Annotated in this window: 13 protein-coding genes; 7 read left to right on the forward strand and 6 right to left on the reverse strand. The window is 67.9% G+C overall.

The annotated features are described in order from the left end of the window. Positions 1-186 precede the first annotated feature (186 nt). On the forward strand, positions 187-2,022 hold the full coding sequence (locus tag AC0OLQ_RS16610; protein ID WP_484532091.1) for a glycoside hydrolase family 15 protein: 1,836 nt from the start codon (positions 187-189) through the stop codon (positions 2,020-2,022). A 128-nt stretch (positions 2,023-2,150) separates the two neighbouring features. On the opposite strand, the gene AC0OLQ_RS16615 is transcribed toward AC0OLQ_RS16610, so the two are convergent. Beyond that, positions 2,151-3,005: an enoyl-CoA hydratase/isomerase family protein gene (locus tag AC0OLQ_RS16615; RefSeq protein WP_484532092.1), complete on the reverse strand. Its 855-nt coding sequence runs from the start codon at positions 3,003-3,005 to the stop codon at positions 2,151-2,153. Positions 3,006-3,513: 508 nt separating this feature from the next. Here AC0OLQ_RS16615 and AC0OLQ_RS16620 point away from each other — a divergent pair. Then, positions 3,514-4,122, forward strand: coding sequence for a type 1 glutamine amidotransferase family protein (locus tag AC0OLQ_RS16620; protein ID WP_484532093.1), 609 nt, complete (start codon positions 3,514-3,516; stop codon positions 4,120-4,122). Between the two features lie 991 nt (positions 4,123-5,113). Continuing rightward, on the forward strand, positions 5,114-5,653 hold the full coding sequence (locus AC0OLQ_RS16625) for a methyltransferase family protein (protein WP_484532094.1): 540 nt from the start codon (positions 5,114-5,116) through the stop codon (positions 5,651-5,653). Positions 5,654-5,688: 35 nt separating this feature from the next. Here the strand turns inward: AC0OLQ_RS16625 and AC0OLQ_RS16630 are convergent, their stop codons facing one another. After that, positions 5,689-6,468: a transposase family protein gene (locus AC0OLQ_RS16630; protein WP_484532318.1), complete on the reverse strand. Its 780-nt coding sequence runs from the start codon at positions 6,466-6,468 to the stop codon at positions 5,689-5,691. Between the two features lie 57 nt (positions 6,469-6,525). After that, positions 6,526-7,212 carry a DUF6069 family protein gene (locus AC0OLQ_RS16635; protein WP_484532095.1) on the reverse strand — a complete coding sequence of 229 codons (687 nt, stop codon included), beginning with the start codon at positions 7,210-7,212 and terminating at the stop codon, positions 6,526-6,528. 179 nt (positions 7,213-7,391) lie between these two features. On the opposite strand from AC0OLQ_RS16635, the gene AC0OLQ_RS16640 reads away from it, so the two are divergent. The 3 genes from AC0OLQ_RS16640 to AC0OLQ_RS16650 all read left to right on the forward strand — a co-directional run bounded on the left by AC0OLQ_RS16640 (position 7,392) and on the right by AC0OLQ_RS16650 (position 10,129). Then, complete coding sequence (locus tag AC0OLQ_RS16640) at positions 7,392-7,754, forward strand: YciI family protein (RefSeq protein WP_484532096.1); 363 nt, start codon at positions 7,392-7,394, stop codon at positions 7,752-7,754. Then, positions 7,751-9,013, forward strand: coding sequence for an RNA polymerase sigma factor (locus AC0OLQ_RS16645; protein ID WP_484532097.1), 1,263 nt, complete (start codon positions 7,751-7,753; stop codon positions 9,011-9,013). Before AC0OLQ_RS16640 ends, AC0OLQ_RS16645 begins: the two co-directional genes overlap by 4 nt. A 336-nt stretch (positions 9,014-9,349) precedes the next feature. After that, positions 9,350-10,129 (forward strand): transposase family protein, encoded by a 780-nt coding sequence (locus AC0OLQ_RS16650; protein WP_484532318.1) that lies wholly within the window; start codon positions 9,350-9,352, stop codon positions 10,127-10,129. A 269-nt stretch (positions 10,130-10,398) separates the two neighbouring features. Here AC0OLQ_RS16650 and AC0OLQ_RS16655 read toward each other — a convergent pair whose 3' ends face one another. Genes AC0OLQ_RS16655 through AC0OLQ_RS16665 form a run of 3 tightly spaced genes read right to left on the reverse strand, consistent with a single transcriptional unit; the run spans position 10,399 to position 14,642 of the window. After that, positions 10,399-11,409, reverse strand: a complete 1,011-nt coding sequence (locus tag AC0OLQ_RS16655) for a Gfo/Idh/MocA family protein (protein ID WP_484532098.1) — start codon at positions 11,407-11,409, stop codon at positions 10,399-10,401. Continuing rightward, positions 11,406-12,449, reverse strand: coding sequence for a zinc-dependent alcohol dehydrogenase (locus AC0OLQ_RS16660; protein ID WP_484532099.1), 1,044 nt, complete (start codon positions 12,447-12,449; stop codon positions 11,406-11,408). Before AC0OLQ_RS16660 ends, AC0OLQ_RS16655 begins: the two co-directional genes overlap by 4 nt. 6 nt (positions 12,450-12,455) lie before the next feature. After that, positions 12,456-14,642 (reverse strand): alpha-galactosidase, encoded by a 2,187-nt coding sequence (locus tag AC0OLQ_RS16665; RefSeq protein WP_484532100.1) that lies wholly within the window; start codon positions 14,640-14,642, stop codon positions 12,456-12,458. 118 nt (positions 14,643-14,760) lie between these two features. Here AC0OLQ_RS16665 and AC0OLQ_RS16670 point away from each other — a divergent pair, with 118 nt between their 5' ends. Next, entirely contained in the window at positions 14,761-15,894 is a 1,134-nt protein-coding gene (locus AC0OLQ_RS16670; protein WP_484532101.1) for an ROK family protein, read from the forward strand. Positions 15,895-15,956: the final 62 nt, after the last annotated feature.

Below are 15,956 nucleotides of genomic sequence, written 5' to 3' on the forward strand. Positions count from 1 at the left end.
GACGGATGCGTGGCTGAGAAGCCTGACCTCCGGAATCCCTGCCTGGGTGCCATCGGGAGCAGTTCTCAGTATCGCCATGCACGTCGAGGAACCAGGTGAGGTTGCTTCGGTGTGTTACGAGCGGTGATGCGCGTTTCGCCCGGTTAGGGTGGTCCCGCCGTCGGTGAGACGAGGTGGGGAGGGCTCGTGGATTCGTACCCTGCGGTAGAGGCCCACGGATTGATCGGTGATCTGCAGACCGCGGCGCTGGTGGCCACGGACGGGACGCTGGACTGGTTCTGCGCGCCTCGCTTTGACTCGCCGAGCATCTTCGGTGGGCTGCTCGATCGGCGTAAGGGCGGGCGCTTCAAGGTGTCGCCGGAGGGCGTCGAGTACGTAAGCAAGCAGTTGTACCTGCCCGGCACGCCGATCCTGATTACCAGGTTTCTCAGTGCGGACGGCGTGGGTGAACTCGTGGATTTCATGCCCGTCTCAGGAAATCAGCCTACCGACCGCCACCGCCTGGTGCGGTTGCTGCGAATGGTCCGAGGCACCATGCAGTTCCGAATCGACTGCCAACCCCGCTTCAACTACGGGCGGGATCCGCACGAGGTCGACGAGTACCCCGCGGGGCACGTTTTCCGCAGTCCTGCGCTCTCCCTCGCCCTGAGTATGGTGCGATACCCCGAAACTCGGCCAGGCGAGCAGGAAATCCAGCGGAGCGAGGAGGGCGGCACGTGGGGGATCACTACCTTGGGCGCGGGCGAAATGGCGGGTGTGGTCCTGGAAACAGGAGTGTCGCCTGACCGGCCTCGCTTCTTCACCCCAGGCGAGGTGCGGGACATGCTGGTGCAGACCCGCGACTTCTGGCGGCGCTGGCTGGGCCGCTCCCAGTACACCGGCCGATGGCGGGAGATGGTCGAGCGGTCGGCGATAACCCTCAAGCTCATGACGTACGCGCCGACCGGAGGGCTGATCGCCGCCCCCACCGCCGGGCTGCCTGAGCGGATCGGCGGGGAGCGCAACTGGGACTACCGCTACACCTGGGTTCGCGATGCGTCACTGTCTGTGCACACGCTGCTCGGCTTGGGCTTCACCGACGAGGCGTGGCAGTACGGGCAATGGTTAGGCGACCGGATCCGGGAGGCCGAGGACCGGGAGGTGCCGCTGCAGATTATGTACCGCGTCGACGGCTCACCCGATCTCACCGAGGAGATTCTCGACCACTTCGAGGGATACCGCAGATCAGCACCCGTGCGGGTGGGCAACGGTGCGGCCGACCAGTTGCAACTCGACATCTACGGCGAGGCGCTCAACGCCCTTCACGTCGGCGACAGTCACGGCCTGCAAACCACGCACCAGGGGTGGATGAACACGGTACGGCTTGTGGACTGGCTCTGCGAGCACTGGGACCAGCCCGAGGACGGGATCTGGGAAACCCGGGGCGGCCGCCAGGACTTCACCTACGGGCGCCTGATGTCCTGGGTTGCTCTCGACCGGGCTGTCCGCCTCGCACATCAACGCGGACGACCCGCCGACACCGACCGGTGGTTGCGTACCCGAAACCAGATCTACGGACAGATCATGTCCCGTGGGTTCCACCCGGGACGCGGCACCTTCGTGCAGCACTACGCGACCGACATCCTGGACGCGGCACTGCTCACCATGCCCTCCTCGGGACTCATCGCACCGACCGACCCGATGTGGCAGTCAACCCTGCGGGCCATGGATGCCGAACTCGTCTCCGACAGCCTGGTCTACCGATACGACCCGAACGCCTCACCCGACGGCCTGCCCGGCCAGGAGAGCACCTTCACCATGTGCACGTTCTGGTACGTGCAGGCTCTCGCACTGTCCGGACGGCTCGACGACGCAACGCTGACCTTCGAGAAGATGCTCACCTACAGCAGCCCTCTCGGCCTCTACTCCGAGGAAATCGCCCCCACCGGCGAGCAGACCGGCAACTTCCCGCAGGCGTTCAGCCACCTCTCCCTGATCGGCACGGCCGTGGCCCTCGACCGAATGCTCGACGCCCGCCCCTGAGTCGCCCTGGCGATTTCCGGGCCGGGCCCCGCTGTCGTCTGGCTGACCGGAGGCATCGCGACCCACGAAGGCGCGAACACGCTTGGCCTCCGGTCACCGGACCGTAGCGCCTAACCACTGCGCGCCATTCAAAGGCGGCGCTTAGCCTGTGGCCGGCAACTCGGCGATCCGTGCGCCGAGGTCCAGCTCCAGCGGGCCCGGGTCTGAAAGCCCCGGCCGAACAACTCCTTCGACCGGTCCTGCACCTGCGGGGCGGCGACCAACTCCTGGAACCGGCGGCCGTCGGCGCGTACAGCGTCGGCCGGCGGCAGCGTCAGCTCGTTGATCGCCTGCTTCGTGGCCTGTATCGCCGCCGAGGGAAAGGACGCGATCCTTCGGGCCAGCCCGGCCACGAACTCATCGAGCTCGGCGTCAGGCAGTGCCCGGTTGATCCACCCATACCGCTCTGCGAGATCAGCGTCCGCGTCCTGCGCGCCGAGGATCACCTCCATGGCCCGCCCCCGGCCGAGCAGGCGCGCCAAGTGCTGTACGCCACCAGCCCCGGGTGCCACGCCAAACCCGCACTCGGGCTGGCCGAGCAGCGCGTTCTCCCGCGCCGCGAAGCACATGTCGCACGCGAGCACGAACTCGCTGCCCGCGCCCCGAGCCCGTCCTCGCAGCTTCGCGATCGTGACGACCGGCACCTCGCTCAGCTTGCGTAGCACCATGCCGAGAAAGGCGTCCTGCGGTCCTCCGCCCGCCTTGGCCGCTTCTGCCGAGTACTCGGTCACCTTGGTCAGATCGACGTGAGCGATGAAGAAGTCCGGGTCGGCGCTGTCGAAGACGACTACCCGCACCTCGGTGGTCTTGGCCAGCCGGCCGAGCAGCGTGACCAGGTCCCGTACCAACTCCGGGCCGATCATGTTGATCGGCGGCGCGTCCAGCGTCGCCGTCAGGACGCCATCGCTCAGCTCGGTACGCAGGGTCTCGAACGAGGCGTTCACCCACGTGCTCCTCTCCGTTGCGCAACCCGAGCCGCGGGCGGTGGGATCCACGGGCAACCAGCGCAGGGCCCCGGGCCGCCGGACGGATCGGCGCCCGATGGTCGCTGCCGATCGTACGAACTGACTCCGCCCGGCCGTGGCGCTTCGCCGGATCCCAAGCACGCCCCGCGGCCCTGTTCGAGCACTCGTAGAGCTTGTGCCTGTTCCGGCGCCGGCCGGCGGGTGTGCTGACAAGCAACGATCTCAACCTGGACCCGCCAGTCTTCGCCGGGCCATGGGCTGGCCGTTGCTGACCGCGACGCTCGCTCACCGCCAACCACAGGCCAAGCGTCTTCCAGCGCTCCGGCCACCCTCTTATTGAGGTCTCTGAGTATGTCGGGGAGGAGGGGTGCTGGGTCAGGAACGCGGAGCGGCAGTAGGCGTGCCACCCGCCGCTGATTGGCTCTCGCCTGGGAAAGGCACGCCAGGGGAAACTGCAGATCCGTTGCCCGTACTTGAAGGAGTAGTGATGCAGGTAGCCGTGGTCACCTTCGACGGGTTCAACGAACTCGACAGCTTCATCGCCTCCGCGCTGGTCAACCGATGCCGTAAGGACGGCTTGGAAGCCTTCATTACGACGCCGACGCCGGTGGTCACGTCGATGAACGGCGTCGAGGTGGCCGGGCAGCGCCCGATGGAGTTCGTGACCGAAGCCGAAGTCGTGCTGATCGGCAGCGGAGTGAAGGCGCGAGACGTGGTCGCCGACGAACGGATGCTCTCCAGGTTGCCGCTGGACCCTTCGCGACAGCTGATCGGCGCGCAGTGCTCCGGAGCGCTGGTGCTCGCCCGGCTCGGGTTGCTCGACGGCATGCCGGCGTGCACAGACCTGAAGAGCCGGCCCTTTGTCGAAGCCTGCGACGTCACCGTGCTGAACGCGCCGTTCCACGCCGAGGGGAACATCGCTACGGCGGGCGGGTGCCTGGCGTCCCAGTATCTCGCCACGTGGGTGATCACCCGAATCCTCGGGGAGGACGCTGCGCGCGACGTCATCGGGTACGTGGCTCCCGTCGGCGAAAACCAGGAGACTGTCGAGCGCGCCGTGCGTGCCGTCCACGCGGGCGAAGCTGCACTGGGCTGACGCTCCGCGGGATCAGCCTTGTAGGGGGCCAACAGTGGCGACGACGATGAGCTGCGCGATCCTCCTCGGCGCCGTAGTCCTCGGCGACCCCATGGGCTTCCCGCTGTCCGCGCCAGCCCTCGGGTAGCAGACGTGCCCGCCGTTTCATCTGCTCACCGACGGCGTCCAGCTCAAGACCGTGCCGTCCCGGCTCACGCCATCGGCCTGCGCCACCTCCTCCCCGACGACGGCCAACCAGTCGGGCCGCCACCGATCATCACCCGACCCGGCCATACGGGCGTCCCGATCGAGACTCGTCGACAGCACCGGCCTAATCAGCCTCGCCGGCCGGCAACACCCCGTCGGCTGCCACCTCGCTGGCAGGCGCGTCACCGTCCGACTCAATCGCGGCATCACGCAGATCACCGCCGACGACGTCCGGCTGCACAGCCTGCCGAACCCCAACCGCCGCCGAGATCACCGGCATTCGCGACACTCGCCAGCCCGGCTCTGACCCGTATGAGTGATCACCACCCTCAACGAGCCACGAACGACGGAAACCACTCCACCACGAGCCCTACTTCGAGATCTGAATATGTGATTAGAGCTGCTCGAACGGCGCCTTATACCTGGTCGGTCGTGCCACCTGCACACAGTCAGGATCCAGCTCGTGCAGTGGCCACCAAATCATCCGGCCGGCATGACGGCGGCCGATTTTGCCTGACCGGTCTGAACAAGAATCGTGGCCGGCTTCATCCCGCTCGGTCTCCTGCCGTTGCACCTCGCGCCGCCTCCGCGACAAGACCGACGGGTCTCGATGAGCATCGGCACCGCGTCAGCCGCACACAAGCGACGCGCCCGACATTGGAGGTGAGCGGCTATCGCCGGCAGCCGGGAGCGCGGTCCGCGGCATGAGAGTACGGACTTCCCGCACCGGGCGAACGGGTCGCGTACGCCCGCTGTCGCGGGGGTGTGTATGGCCGCACCTCGGGGACCAGGCGATAATCCCCGTGTGCTCGCGCCGTATGGAGAACACTCCGCCTGGGCTCGCATCGTCCTAGCCGCGAGCGTCGGCGCCTTCGTGGTGGGCGAGGTTTCGCGGGCGCTCCGCGTACGGCACGGCGCGACCCGTATCAATCTGCGTGCGGAGATGCTGTTCCGGGCGATGTTCTTCGGTGGAATCCTGCTGCTACCTGCCGGACGAGCGGTCACACCCGGCGCCACGATCGGCGGCCCGTGGCTGTTCGCGCTCGGGGTGGTGATCGGGTGGCTCGGCCTGCTGCTGCGTTGGTGGGCCTTCGTGACCTTAGGGAAATACTTCACCGTTGTAGTGACGACCAGTGAAGACCAGCCCGTCGTGGATAGCGGTCCGTACCGGGTGCTGCGGCACCCGAGTTACACGGGCCTGCTGCTCGCCGTCGCCGGGTGCGGCCTGATGTTGGGGAACTGGGTCGGCACTGCCGGTGCGGTGGTCGTAATCTCGATCGCCCTCATCTATCGACTTCGGATCGAGGAGCGTGCCCTGATTGCGGAGCTTAGGGACGTCTCGTAACTGGGTGAAGGCGTTGCCCGACGCCGGACCGGTGGTCAGCCAGCGAGGATGATGTTGTGGAGGTTGGCGATGCCGGAAGTGGCGTCGGCCAATGTGTGGGCGGCGCGGCGGTAGTCGCGCAGGATCTTGAAGCACTTCATCCTGGCCAGGGCGTGTTCGACCCCTGCTCGGACCCTGCGGTGTTCGACGTTCAGGGCTTCCTTCCAGTCCGGGAGGTCGCTGCCGTCGGCGGGCTTGCGGTACGGCATGATCACCTCGGGGTTGCCGCGGTAGCCGCCGTCGGCCATCACCGGGCGCCCGTCCAGTTTCTGGTCGATGCCGCTGGTGCGGTAGACGATGGTGTCGTTGCGGTTGCCGGGTTGTGGGTCGCCGATGGCGATGACCAGGCGGGTGCTGGCGTCGATGGCGACCTGCAGGTTCGCCGAGTAGCGGTAGTTTTTGCTCCGGGCGGCCAGGCGGTGATCGCGGGTGGGGATCAGGGTGCCGTCGACGATGGCGATTTGCTCGACTGGCCGTTTGCGCACCGGCGCGAGGGCCAGTAGCGGCGCAAGGGTGTCGATGACCCGGTGCGCTGCGGAGTGCGACACCCCGAACAGCGGGCCGATCTGGCGCATCGTCAGGTTCGTGCGCCAGTAGGTGGCCACCAGCAGCACCCGGTCGGCGAGGTCCAGGGCCCACTGCCGGCCCGGCCGGCCGTCGGCGATGGCGTCACCGCCACGCTCGGCGACCAGCCGGACCAGCTTGCGGAACTGGGCGGGCTGCAGCCCGGTGAACGGGAAGATCCACTCAGGGTGGGTTGCGGTGATCACCTGCACCCGGGCATCCTGCCCGATCATCCTCAAGAGATGGACGCCAGGGTTACGAGACATCCCTTAGGCGGCACCCGGGACTGCGCAGGCCAGATGAGAGCCACACGACCAGCGTGGGCAGCCGAAATGAGAGCGACAGCCCGGGCGCCTCGATCGAAGCCTGGCCGGGCCACGGTCGTAGCTCAATGAATTCAAGTAGCCAATGAGCGGACGTTCGATATACGGTTCCGTTTGCCAGCGGCGGTCGGGAATCTCGTCCCAGGTCTGTTGCCGGCCGTCCGGGTGGACCAGCCTTTCAGCGCCCAGTGCGACGGCCCGGGAGTGACTGAGCCTGCGGGCGACGACGGGGATGACGATCGCCGCGGCGAGGATGTGTGCCAGGGCGAGCATCAGCTTTGTCGAGGTCACGGTGACGCCGGCGAGTAACGGCCCAGCCAGGGAAACCGCGGTCAGTGCGATGGTGGTCCACAAATAGGCGCGTGCCGGGCGGCGGCCGTGCCGGGCGAGAAGCACCGCGAGGATGGTCCCCCAGAACCCCGCGGCGGCCGTGCCCATGGCGAACATGCCGATGGTGATCGGCCCGGAGACGGAGGCACCGATACCGCCTGCCTCCATCGGCACCCCTACCGCGCGGGCCGCCAAACCGTAGAGCTCGGTCGCGATGGCTGCGGCCAGTCCGGCCAGCGCGCTGACCAGCCACACCGACCGCGTGGCAAGGACGTCGGTGGACGGGACTGTCCTGGTACCCATGATGGTTCTCCCTCTGTCTGGCTGTGGTGTGCCGTTGCCAGATGGACGGAGCGGTGACGCCGGGCTCGACATCGCCGGCGGAGAAAAATCTCTGGTACGGATGTCGAGGGCGGCGCGCCCGCTCCGTTCGTGAGGTGACAGCGCGCCGGCACGGTGCGTGGACCGGAAGGACGATCCTGATGAAGTACATGCTGCTGATCTACGGCAACCAGGAGAAATGGAGCTCGATTCCGGCGGAGAGCTGGCCTGAGGCGATCGCCAAGCAGGACGCGTTCAACAAGAAGTACCAGGGGACCGGCGAACTGCTGGGCGCATACGGCTTGGCCGACGCCGCGGCGGCGCGGCTGGTTCGGCGCGCGGACAGCGCCCCGGCGGTCACCGATGGGCCGTACTTGGAAACGAAGGAGTACCTCGCCAGCCTCTACCTGCTGGACTGCGAGAACGAGCAGCGGGCGTGCGAGATCGCTGCGGACATACCGTGGGCGGACGTCGAGCCGGTCGAGGTGTGGCCGGTCCTGCACGAGGCGGCCGCCGACCTGTGATTCCTGATCGGGGCGTCGAGGACCTGCTGCGCGAGCTGGCGCCGCAGGTCCTCGGCGCGTTGGTTCGCCGATACGGGCAGTTCGACACGTGCGAGGACGCGACGCAGGAGGCGCTCGTTCGGGCCGCGATGCGGTGGCCCACCGAGGGGATACCGGACAACCCCCGCGGCTGGCTGGTCACCGTTGCTTCCCGTCGGCTGCTCGACGAGGTCCGCAGCCACCAGTCTCGGCGGAAGCGAGAGAACGCGATCATCGCCGCGACCCCGCAGTCGGAACTGCTCGGCCGGCCCGCGGACGCCGACCCGGGCGCCGACCGGGACGACTCACTGACCCTGCTGTTCCTGTGCTGCCACCCGGCGCTGTCCCCGCCCAGCCAGATCGCGCTGACCCTGCGCGCGGTAGGCGGCCTCACCACCGCGCAGATCGCTGCCGCGTTCCTCGTCCCGGAGGCGACCATGGCGCAACGCATCAGCAGAGCAAAACAAAGCATCAGAACCAGCGGTACGACCTTCACGATGCCCGAAGGATCGGAACGAGCCGAGCGGCTGCGCGCCGTGCTGCACGTTCTGTACCTGCTTTTCAACGAGGGCTACACCGCCAGCACCGGCCCGGACCTCACCGCGCCCCAGCTGTCCGGCGAGGCGATCCGGCTCACCACCTGGCTGCGCCAACTACTCCCGCAGGACGCTGAGGTGGCCGGACTGCTGGCCCTGATGCTGCTCACCGAGGCGCGCCGGCCCGCCCGCACGACATCGGACGGGGCACTGGTGCCGCTGGCCGAGCAGGACCGCAGCACCTGGGACCGAACGCTCATCGGCAACGGGGTCGCACTCGTCACCGAGGCGCTGGCCCGAGGCCCGGTCGGCCCGTACCAGGTGCAGGCGGCCATCGCCGCAGTCCACGACGAGGCCGAACACATGGACGCGACCGACTGGCCGCAGATCCTCGCCCTGTACGAACTGCTGGAGCACCTCGCGCCGGGTCCGATGGTCACGCTCAACCGTGCCGTCGCCGTCGCCATGGTGCACGGCCCGTCGGCAGGGCTGGTTCTGCTGGCAGCACTGGAATCCGACAACCGGATGGTGCGCCACCACCGCCTCCTCGCGACCCGCGCCCACCTGCTCGAACTGGCAGGCGAGCACACCGCCGCCGGAGCCAACTACCGCGAGGCCGCCCGACGCGCCACCAGCCTCCCAGAACGGCGCCACCTCACCACCTGCGCCACCCGACTCGATCATGACGTCCTAAACACAAGGTGATGAACGAAGACCCTCAGCCTTGGGTCGATAATCTGCCGTCAAACTACGGAACTCGATTCGTTCCAAAGCATCCGCTCATGCTGCCGAGCGGGCGTCAGGGTCCGCACCTGCGAGACCGACAAGTCAGCCGATCGCTCGTGGCGATGAGAGAGAGCGTCGTCCCGCCGTGTTAAGCCGAGTTGATATTGCGAGGTTGTTTGCGACCGACTCCGGAAGTCACCAGACGTGGGGAATTAGGCGAGCACGGCTTGCTGCAAAGTCTCGGTAGCGGTTGCCAAAGGGATGTCTCGTAACCCTGGCGTCCATCTCTTGAGGATGATCGGGCAGGATGCCCGGGTGCAGGTGATCACCGCAACCCACCCTGAGTGGATCTTCCCGTTCACCGGGCTGCAGCCCGCCCAGTTCCGCAAGCTGGTCCGGCTGGTCGCCGAGCGTGGCGGTGACGCCATCGCCGACGGCCGGCCGGGCCGGCAGTGGGCCCTGGACCTCGCCGACCGGGTGCTGCTGGTGGCCACCTACTGGCGCACGAACCTGACGATGCGCCAGATCGGCCCGCTGTTCGGGGTGTCGCACTCCGCAGCGCACCGGGTCATCGACACCCTTGCGCCGCTACTGGCCCTCGCGCCGGTGCGCAAACGGCCAGTCGAGCAAATCGCCATCGTCGACGGCACCCTGATCCCCACCCGCGATCACCGCCTGGCCGCCCGGAGCAAAAACTACCGCTACTCGGCGAACCTGCAGGTCGCCATCGACGCCAGCACCCGCCTGGTCATCGCCATCGGCGACCCACAACCCGGCAACCGCAACGACACCATCGTCTACCGCACCAGCGGCATCGACCAGAAACTGGACGGGCGCCCGGTGATGGCCGACGGCGGCTACCGCGGCAACCCCGAGGTGATCATGCCGTACCGCAAGCCCGCCGACGGCAGCGACCTCCCGGACTGGAAGGAAGCCCTGAACGTCGAACACCGCAGGGTCCGAGCAGGGGTCGAACACGCCCTGGCCAGGATGAAGTGCTTCAAGATCCTGCGCGACTACCGCCGCGCCGCCCACACATTGGCCGACGCCACTTCCGGCATCGCCAACCTCCACAACATCATCCTCGCTGGCTGACCACCGGTCCGGCGTCGGGCAACGCCTTCACCCAGTTACGAGACGTCCCTTAGGCGGCATCTGCCCGGCGCGGTCGGCCTGGCCCCTTTTGCCACCATTGCGGCTTACGCTGGCGGTCGCGTTGCCAGTGATCCCATGGCAGGCGTCGAGGCGCTGACGTCGGTCGGCCACACCGCTGCCATGCCTCTTGGAGTGGCGGGTTTATCTTCCGACAGCAGTGGCCGGGGTGGCGCTTCCGCCGTCCCGGCCATCTGGCTGACCGCTTCGCCCTACTCGCCGGGGTAGCGCACCCCGATCTCCTGACGGACGGCGTCCATCGTGGCCATCACCGCGATCGACTGCTCGTGAGTCATCAACGGACTCTCGACCTCACCCTCAACAATCAGCCGCTCGGCTTCCGCCGCCTGGTACTGCATGCCTCTGCCGGTCACCGGCTCGTCGAACCGTTCCAGCTCCTGTCCCATCACGTTCTTCACGGTGACCAGCGCGGGGGAGTACCAGACCGAGCCGATCTCGATCCGGCCCTCGGTCCCGAGCACCACGGCGGTGTTGGGGCCTCTGGTCTCCATGGAGGAGTACGACGTCGAGATGGCACCCTTTTCGTGACGCAGGACCGTCGCCACACACACGTCGACGCCGGTGTCCCTCAGGGTGCCGCGCCCGGTAATTTCCACGGGGGTCCCCAGGATGTCGTGGGCAAAGGACAGCGGGTAGACGCCGACGTCCAGCAGGCAGCCGCCGGCGAGGTTGGGGTTGTTGAGCCGGTGCGAAGGGTCGGACGGGAGCCGCTGCGTGTGGTCTGCGTGCAGCGACCGGATGTCGCCCAGGAGGCCGCGTTCGATGACCGACCTCACATAGGCCATGTGGGGAAGGAAGCGCGTCCACATGGCCTCCATGACGAGGAGACCTTTGCTGCGGCCGAGCTCGAACACGGTACGAGCCTCGGCGGCGTTGACGGTGAATGCCTTTTCGACCAGCACGTGCTTGCCGTTGTCGAGGGCGGCCGCCGCGTTGGCGGCGTGGAAGTTGTGCGGGGTCGCGACGTAGACGATGTCGACGTCGGGGTCGGCTACGAGATCTTCGTACGAATCGTGGGCGCGCTCGATGCCCCACTTCTCGGCGAAGGTGCGAGCGTTGTCCGCCGACCGCGACCCGACCGCAGCGACGCGGTGGCCGTGCGCGACGAGGTCGCGTGTGAAGGCGTTGGCGATGCCACCGGTTGCGAGGATGCCCCAGCCCACCTCGCCCTTGGACATGGGATTCGGTTGTACGTCGATCATGCGGTCTTCCTGTAGTCGAGGACGACCTGGAGGGCGTCCTGAGGGCTGTTGTCGAGCAGTTCAAAGGCGTCCGACGCGCTCTTCGCGGGGATGACGTGGGTGACGAGGTCGTCCAGGGCGAGCTTGCTGTCGTGCGCCAGTGACAGAACCGTGCGCGACATGCGCAGGTCGTTCCAGCGGTGCTGAAGGTGCGCTGCCACCCCGGAGATCTGCGAGCAGATGATGGCGATCCGGTTGTGGTGGAACTCCTCACCCAGCCGCAGAGGAGTCGCCGGACCTTGGAAGAACCCGCTGGCGACCACGCGGGAGTTGTAGCCGACGGTGCGGACGGCTTCGTGGAGCGCCTGGTAGGCGCCGCTCATCTCGATCACGACGTCCGCTCCCCGGTTGTCGGTGGCAGCGCGCACTGCCGCGGCGACGTCGTCACTGGTCGGGTCCAGCGTCTCGTCGGCGCCGAGCCGCTTGGCGAGGGCGCGCCGCGCGGGTACCGGGTCGACGACCGTGACCCGCGCGCCGTTGAGGCGTGCCAGCTGGGCGACAATCTGGCCGGGCACGCCGGCTCCGAAGACGACCACCGACTCGCCGAGGTGGATGTCGGCGTCGAGGATCGCGTTGAAGGCGATCGCGCCGATCCGCCCGAAGACGCCCATCATCGGCTCGACGCCGGGCAGGATCCGCGCCCTGGCGTACTCGACCGGGCGCACGACCGCCGATCGGTGACCCCACGATCCCCAGACCAGCTCGCCAACGAGATCCTCGTCGCTCGCGGAGCCGACTGCGGCCACCCGGCCGACCTCTTCGTACCCCCAGGCATCGATGGGGTAGGACATGGTCGAGTCGCCCGGGACGAACAACTTGCGGTCCGGGTCCCATTCACTGGCCAGGTAGGGGTTGGTGCCGCGATAGGCCGTCAGCTCGGTGCCAGCGGAGATCCCGGAGTACACCGTCTCCAGCAGGACCTCTCCAGGACCCGGTGTCGGGTCCTCGACCTCCACCACGTCGACGGTGCGTTGGGCGGAGAAACGAACAAGGTGTCCCACGGGATTTCAGCTCCTGTTCTGGGTGGGTTGATCGGCGATCAGGCGGAAGACGAGCGCCTGCTCGGGGTACAGCATGGGTGCCTGCAGCCCGATGGCCTCCAGCGCTTTGCCGGAGATGACGGGACGGTCGAGCCACCAGGAGGGCTTCCCACTGCGAGTGCGGACGAGGGCGCCGGCCGAGAGCGAGATCGGCTCAACGCGGTAGGACAGGTTCGGATCCAGGGCCGGCAGCCTGATCCGGCCCTGCTGCGCGGCCGCGGAGGTATCGAGCGTGACGAAGGTGAAGAGCGCCCGCGTCCGGTCCTGGCTCACCACACCGTGGGCCCAGTAGGTGTCGTCGGGGTAGTCGCAGTGCACCGCCGTGCCACTGTGCAGCAGATCGCGCTCCTGCTTGTACAGCGTGACCCAATCGCTGAGCTCGTTCAACTCTTTGGGAGAGGCGTCGCGCAGGTCCCACTCGATGCCGAAGTGGCCGAACAGGGCCGTGGCGGCCCGGAAGGCCAGGGAATGCGTGCGGTCGGTCGTGTGGGCGGTCGGGGCACCGACGTGGCTGCCGACCATCTCGGCTGGCAGCACAAGACCGGTCCATCGCTGGATCCTCTGCCGCTCCAGCGGGTCGATGCAGTCGCTTGCCCATACCCGATCGGTGCGCTGGAGCACCTCGAGGTCGACCCGGCCTCCGCCGGAGGAGCAGGACTCAATTTCGAGCCCGGGATGCCGACGCCGCAGCTCGTCCATCAGGGCGTACGCCGCAAGGGTCTGTGCGTGCACCTTTGCCTTGCCGGTACGGCGATCGCCGGGCTCGACCAGGTCGCGATTGTGGTCCCACTTTATGTAGTCGATCTGGTACTCCGCGATGGCCGCGCTGATCGACTCGAGTACGTAGTCGAAGGCCTCCGGAATGGCGAGGTTGAGCACGTGCTGGTGGCGGCCCGTGAGGGGGAGGCGCCCGTCGCCCGGCGCCAGAATCCACTCAGGATGGGCACGGGCGAGCTCCGAGTCGTCGTTGACCATTTCCGGCTCGAACCAGAGCCCGAACTCCATGCCCAGCCTCCGGACGGCCTCGACCAGCGGGTGGAGACCCTTCGGCCAGATAGCGGGGTCGACCCGCCAGTCACCGAGCCCCTTCCGGTCGTCGCGGCGGCCCAGGAACCAACCGTCGTCGAGGACGAAGCGTTCCGCCCCTACCTTGGCGCCAAGCGTCGCCAGCTCGACCAGAGTGTCCAGATCGTGGTCGAAATAGACGGCCTCCCAGGTGTTCAGGACGACGGGCCTGGACGACGTCGGATGGGTGGGCCGCGCCCGCAGATGCTGGTGGAAAGCGGCCGCTACCGCATCCAGTCCGTTGCCGTGAACGGCGTACAGCCAGGGGGTCGTGTAGGTCTCCCCAGGCTCGAGGGTCACCTCACCGGGAAGGAGGACCTCGCCGCCGCCGAGAACGCGCAACCCGTTGAGACCGAGCTCGGCGAAGGTGACGTGGTTGCCGCTCCAGGCGGTGTGAACGGCCCACACCTCACCACTGCGGAAGCCGAAGTTGGTGGTTCCCGCCGCCAGCAGGATGCTCGCATCGGAACCTGTGCGGCCGCGGCGACCCTCGCGTACGTGCGTCCCGGCATGGAATTGATGCCGCTGCGGGGTGCGCTCGCGCAGGTGGCGCCCGGTGAAGTCGAGAATCTCCTGTGCCTCGGTCGGGATCGGGAGTACCAGGCGCATGCCGTTGACCGTGAAGGTTCCGCTCTGTGCGGTGTTGGTCAAGGTCGCCCTCAGGCGCGCGACTCCCTCGGCCGAGAGCTCGATGGTCGTCGTCAGAGCGACCTGGACGGCTTCGTCGACCGCGCGGCTCACGAGTACTTGGCCCTGGTCCGGCTGGCCGGACAGCTCGTGCCCGGTGGCGACGAAGTGGGTGCTGAACGCGGTCCCAGCCCGGTGTCCCTCCAGGCCGGGGGTGCCCATCCAGCCGGCGGACTGCTCGGGTAGCACACCGGGGTAACGGTGCTGCCCAGGTAGTCCGTCCGCGCCGTACTGCGCCTCGCTCAGGGTGGCGAGGAACTGTTCGTGGGCGCGGTCGTCGTCCAGTCGCGCCCCCCAGTGCAGAACCCGCGGCACGCCCGAGCTGACGTCGACCACGAGCGACGTGGTCGCGGCGGTCAGCGTGCGAACAGACCGGACGTAGCCGGCTGTCGATACACTCATGTGCGCTCCAGTTATTATTTCACCGCGAAACTAAGCGGAGAGCATGCCACACGGATGGCCGGCGGACGACCCCCTGTTTTCAGGCGGTTCGGCACCAGTCCGCGGATCAGGAGGATTGATGCACCCGGAGCTGCCTGACGCATCGAAGGCGGTGGCGGTCGACATCCTCGTGCACGGCGCCCAGTCGCGGGCCCAGCTGGCGAAGAAGACCGGTCTGTCGGCACCGACGCTGACCCGCCTCGTCCGGCCGCTGCTAGAGGCGGGTCTCCTGGTGGAGTCCGACTCCGTGCGCGCGCCCGGCCGCGGGCGGTCGTCGATTCTCCTCGATGTCGTCGCCGACGACTACCGCTACGTCGGTGTCAAGCTCACCAGTGAATCGATCTACGCGGTGCTCACGAACCTCCGGGCCGAAGTGCTGGACAGCGAGACGCTCCCCGAGCCGTCGCTGAACGTGCCCGACGTCGTGTCCTCCGTCGCCGGCGTCGTCACCCGGATGGAGGCGAAGGCCGGCCGGCCCGTGCGGGGCGTCGGCGTGACCGTGGGCGGCAGGGTGGACAACGGCGAGACGGTGGCCGACTCGCCGTTTCTGGACTGGCATGAGGTGCCGTTCCGCACATTGCTCGCCGAGCAGGTCGACGCCCCGTTGTTCCTGGCCAACGATGTGGTGGGCCTGACAATGGCGCAGCAGTGGTTCGGCTACGGCCGCACGTATCCGGACTTCGCCCTGCTGACGGTCGGTGCCGGTGTGGGGTACGGGCTCGTGATCAACCACGAGGTCGTTCCCACCATGGTGAGCCCGATCAGCCACCTACCGGTCGACCCGCACGGGCCGCTGTGTCCCGCCGGCCATCGCGGCTGCATGATGGCCTTCGTGACCTCTGGGGCGATGACCAATGCCGTCTCCCTCGCCCGCGGGCGGCCCACCACTTACGACGAGGTCCTCGGGCTCGCGGAGGCTGGCAACCCGGCGGCCGCGCGCGTCGTCGCGGAGGCGGCATACGCCGTCGGCCGCGCGGTCGCAGCGATCACCTCACTGACCGGTGTCCAGCGCATCATCCTGTCCGGCGAAGGCGTGCGACTTGTCGAGATCGCGCCCGACAGCCTGCGCGCCGGCCGCATCGAGTACACCGACGGGCAGGGGAGCGGCTTGGACCCGGTGATCCGGCCGATGGACTTCCTGGAGTGGGCTCGAGGGGCGGCCGTGGTGGCGATCCAGGCCAGCTTCCCGTCGAACTTGTCTGCCACCCCTTGACGGCATAATTTCGCGGTGAAACTATATCGGCCGAATCCCCCCTTGTGCGTAACAGGGCACGT

Source organism: Micromonospora sp. Utrum1, assembly GCF_057197805.1.

Coding starts and splice junctions, on each gene's coding strand:
- AC0OLQ_RS16620 (WP_484532093.1), top strand. CDS start 3,514: ATGCAGGTAGCCGTGGTCACCTTCGACGGGTTCAACGAACTCGACAGC.
- AC0OLQ_RS16635 (WP_484532095.1), bottom strand. CDS start 7,212: ATGGGTACCAGGACAGTCCCGTCCACCGACGTCCTTGCCACGCGGTCG.
- AC0OLQ_RS16640 (WP_484532096.1), top strand. CDS start 7,392: ATGAAGTACATGCTGCTGATCTACGGCAACCAGGAGAAATGGAGCTCG.
- AC0OLQ_RS16655 (WP_484532098.1), bottom strand. CDS start 11,409: ATGATCGACGTACAACCGAATCCCATGTCCAAGGGCGAGGTGGGCTGG.
- AC0OLQ_RS16665 (WP_484532100.1), bottom strand. CDS start 14,642: ATGAGTGTATCGACAGCCGGCTACGTCCGGTCTGTTCGCACGCTGACC.
- AC0OLQ_RS16670 (WP_484532101.1), top strand. CDS start 14,761: ATGCACCCGGAGCTGCCTGACGCATCGAAGGCGGTGGCGGTCGACATC.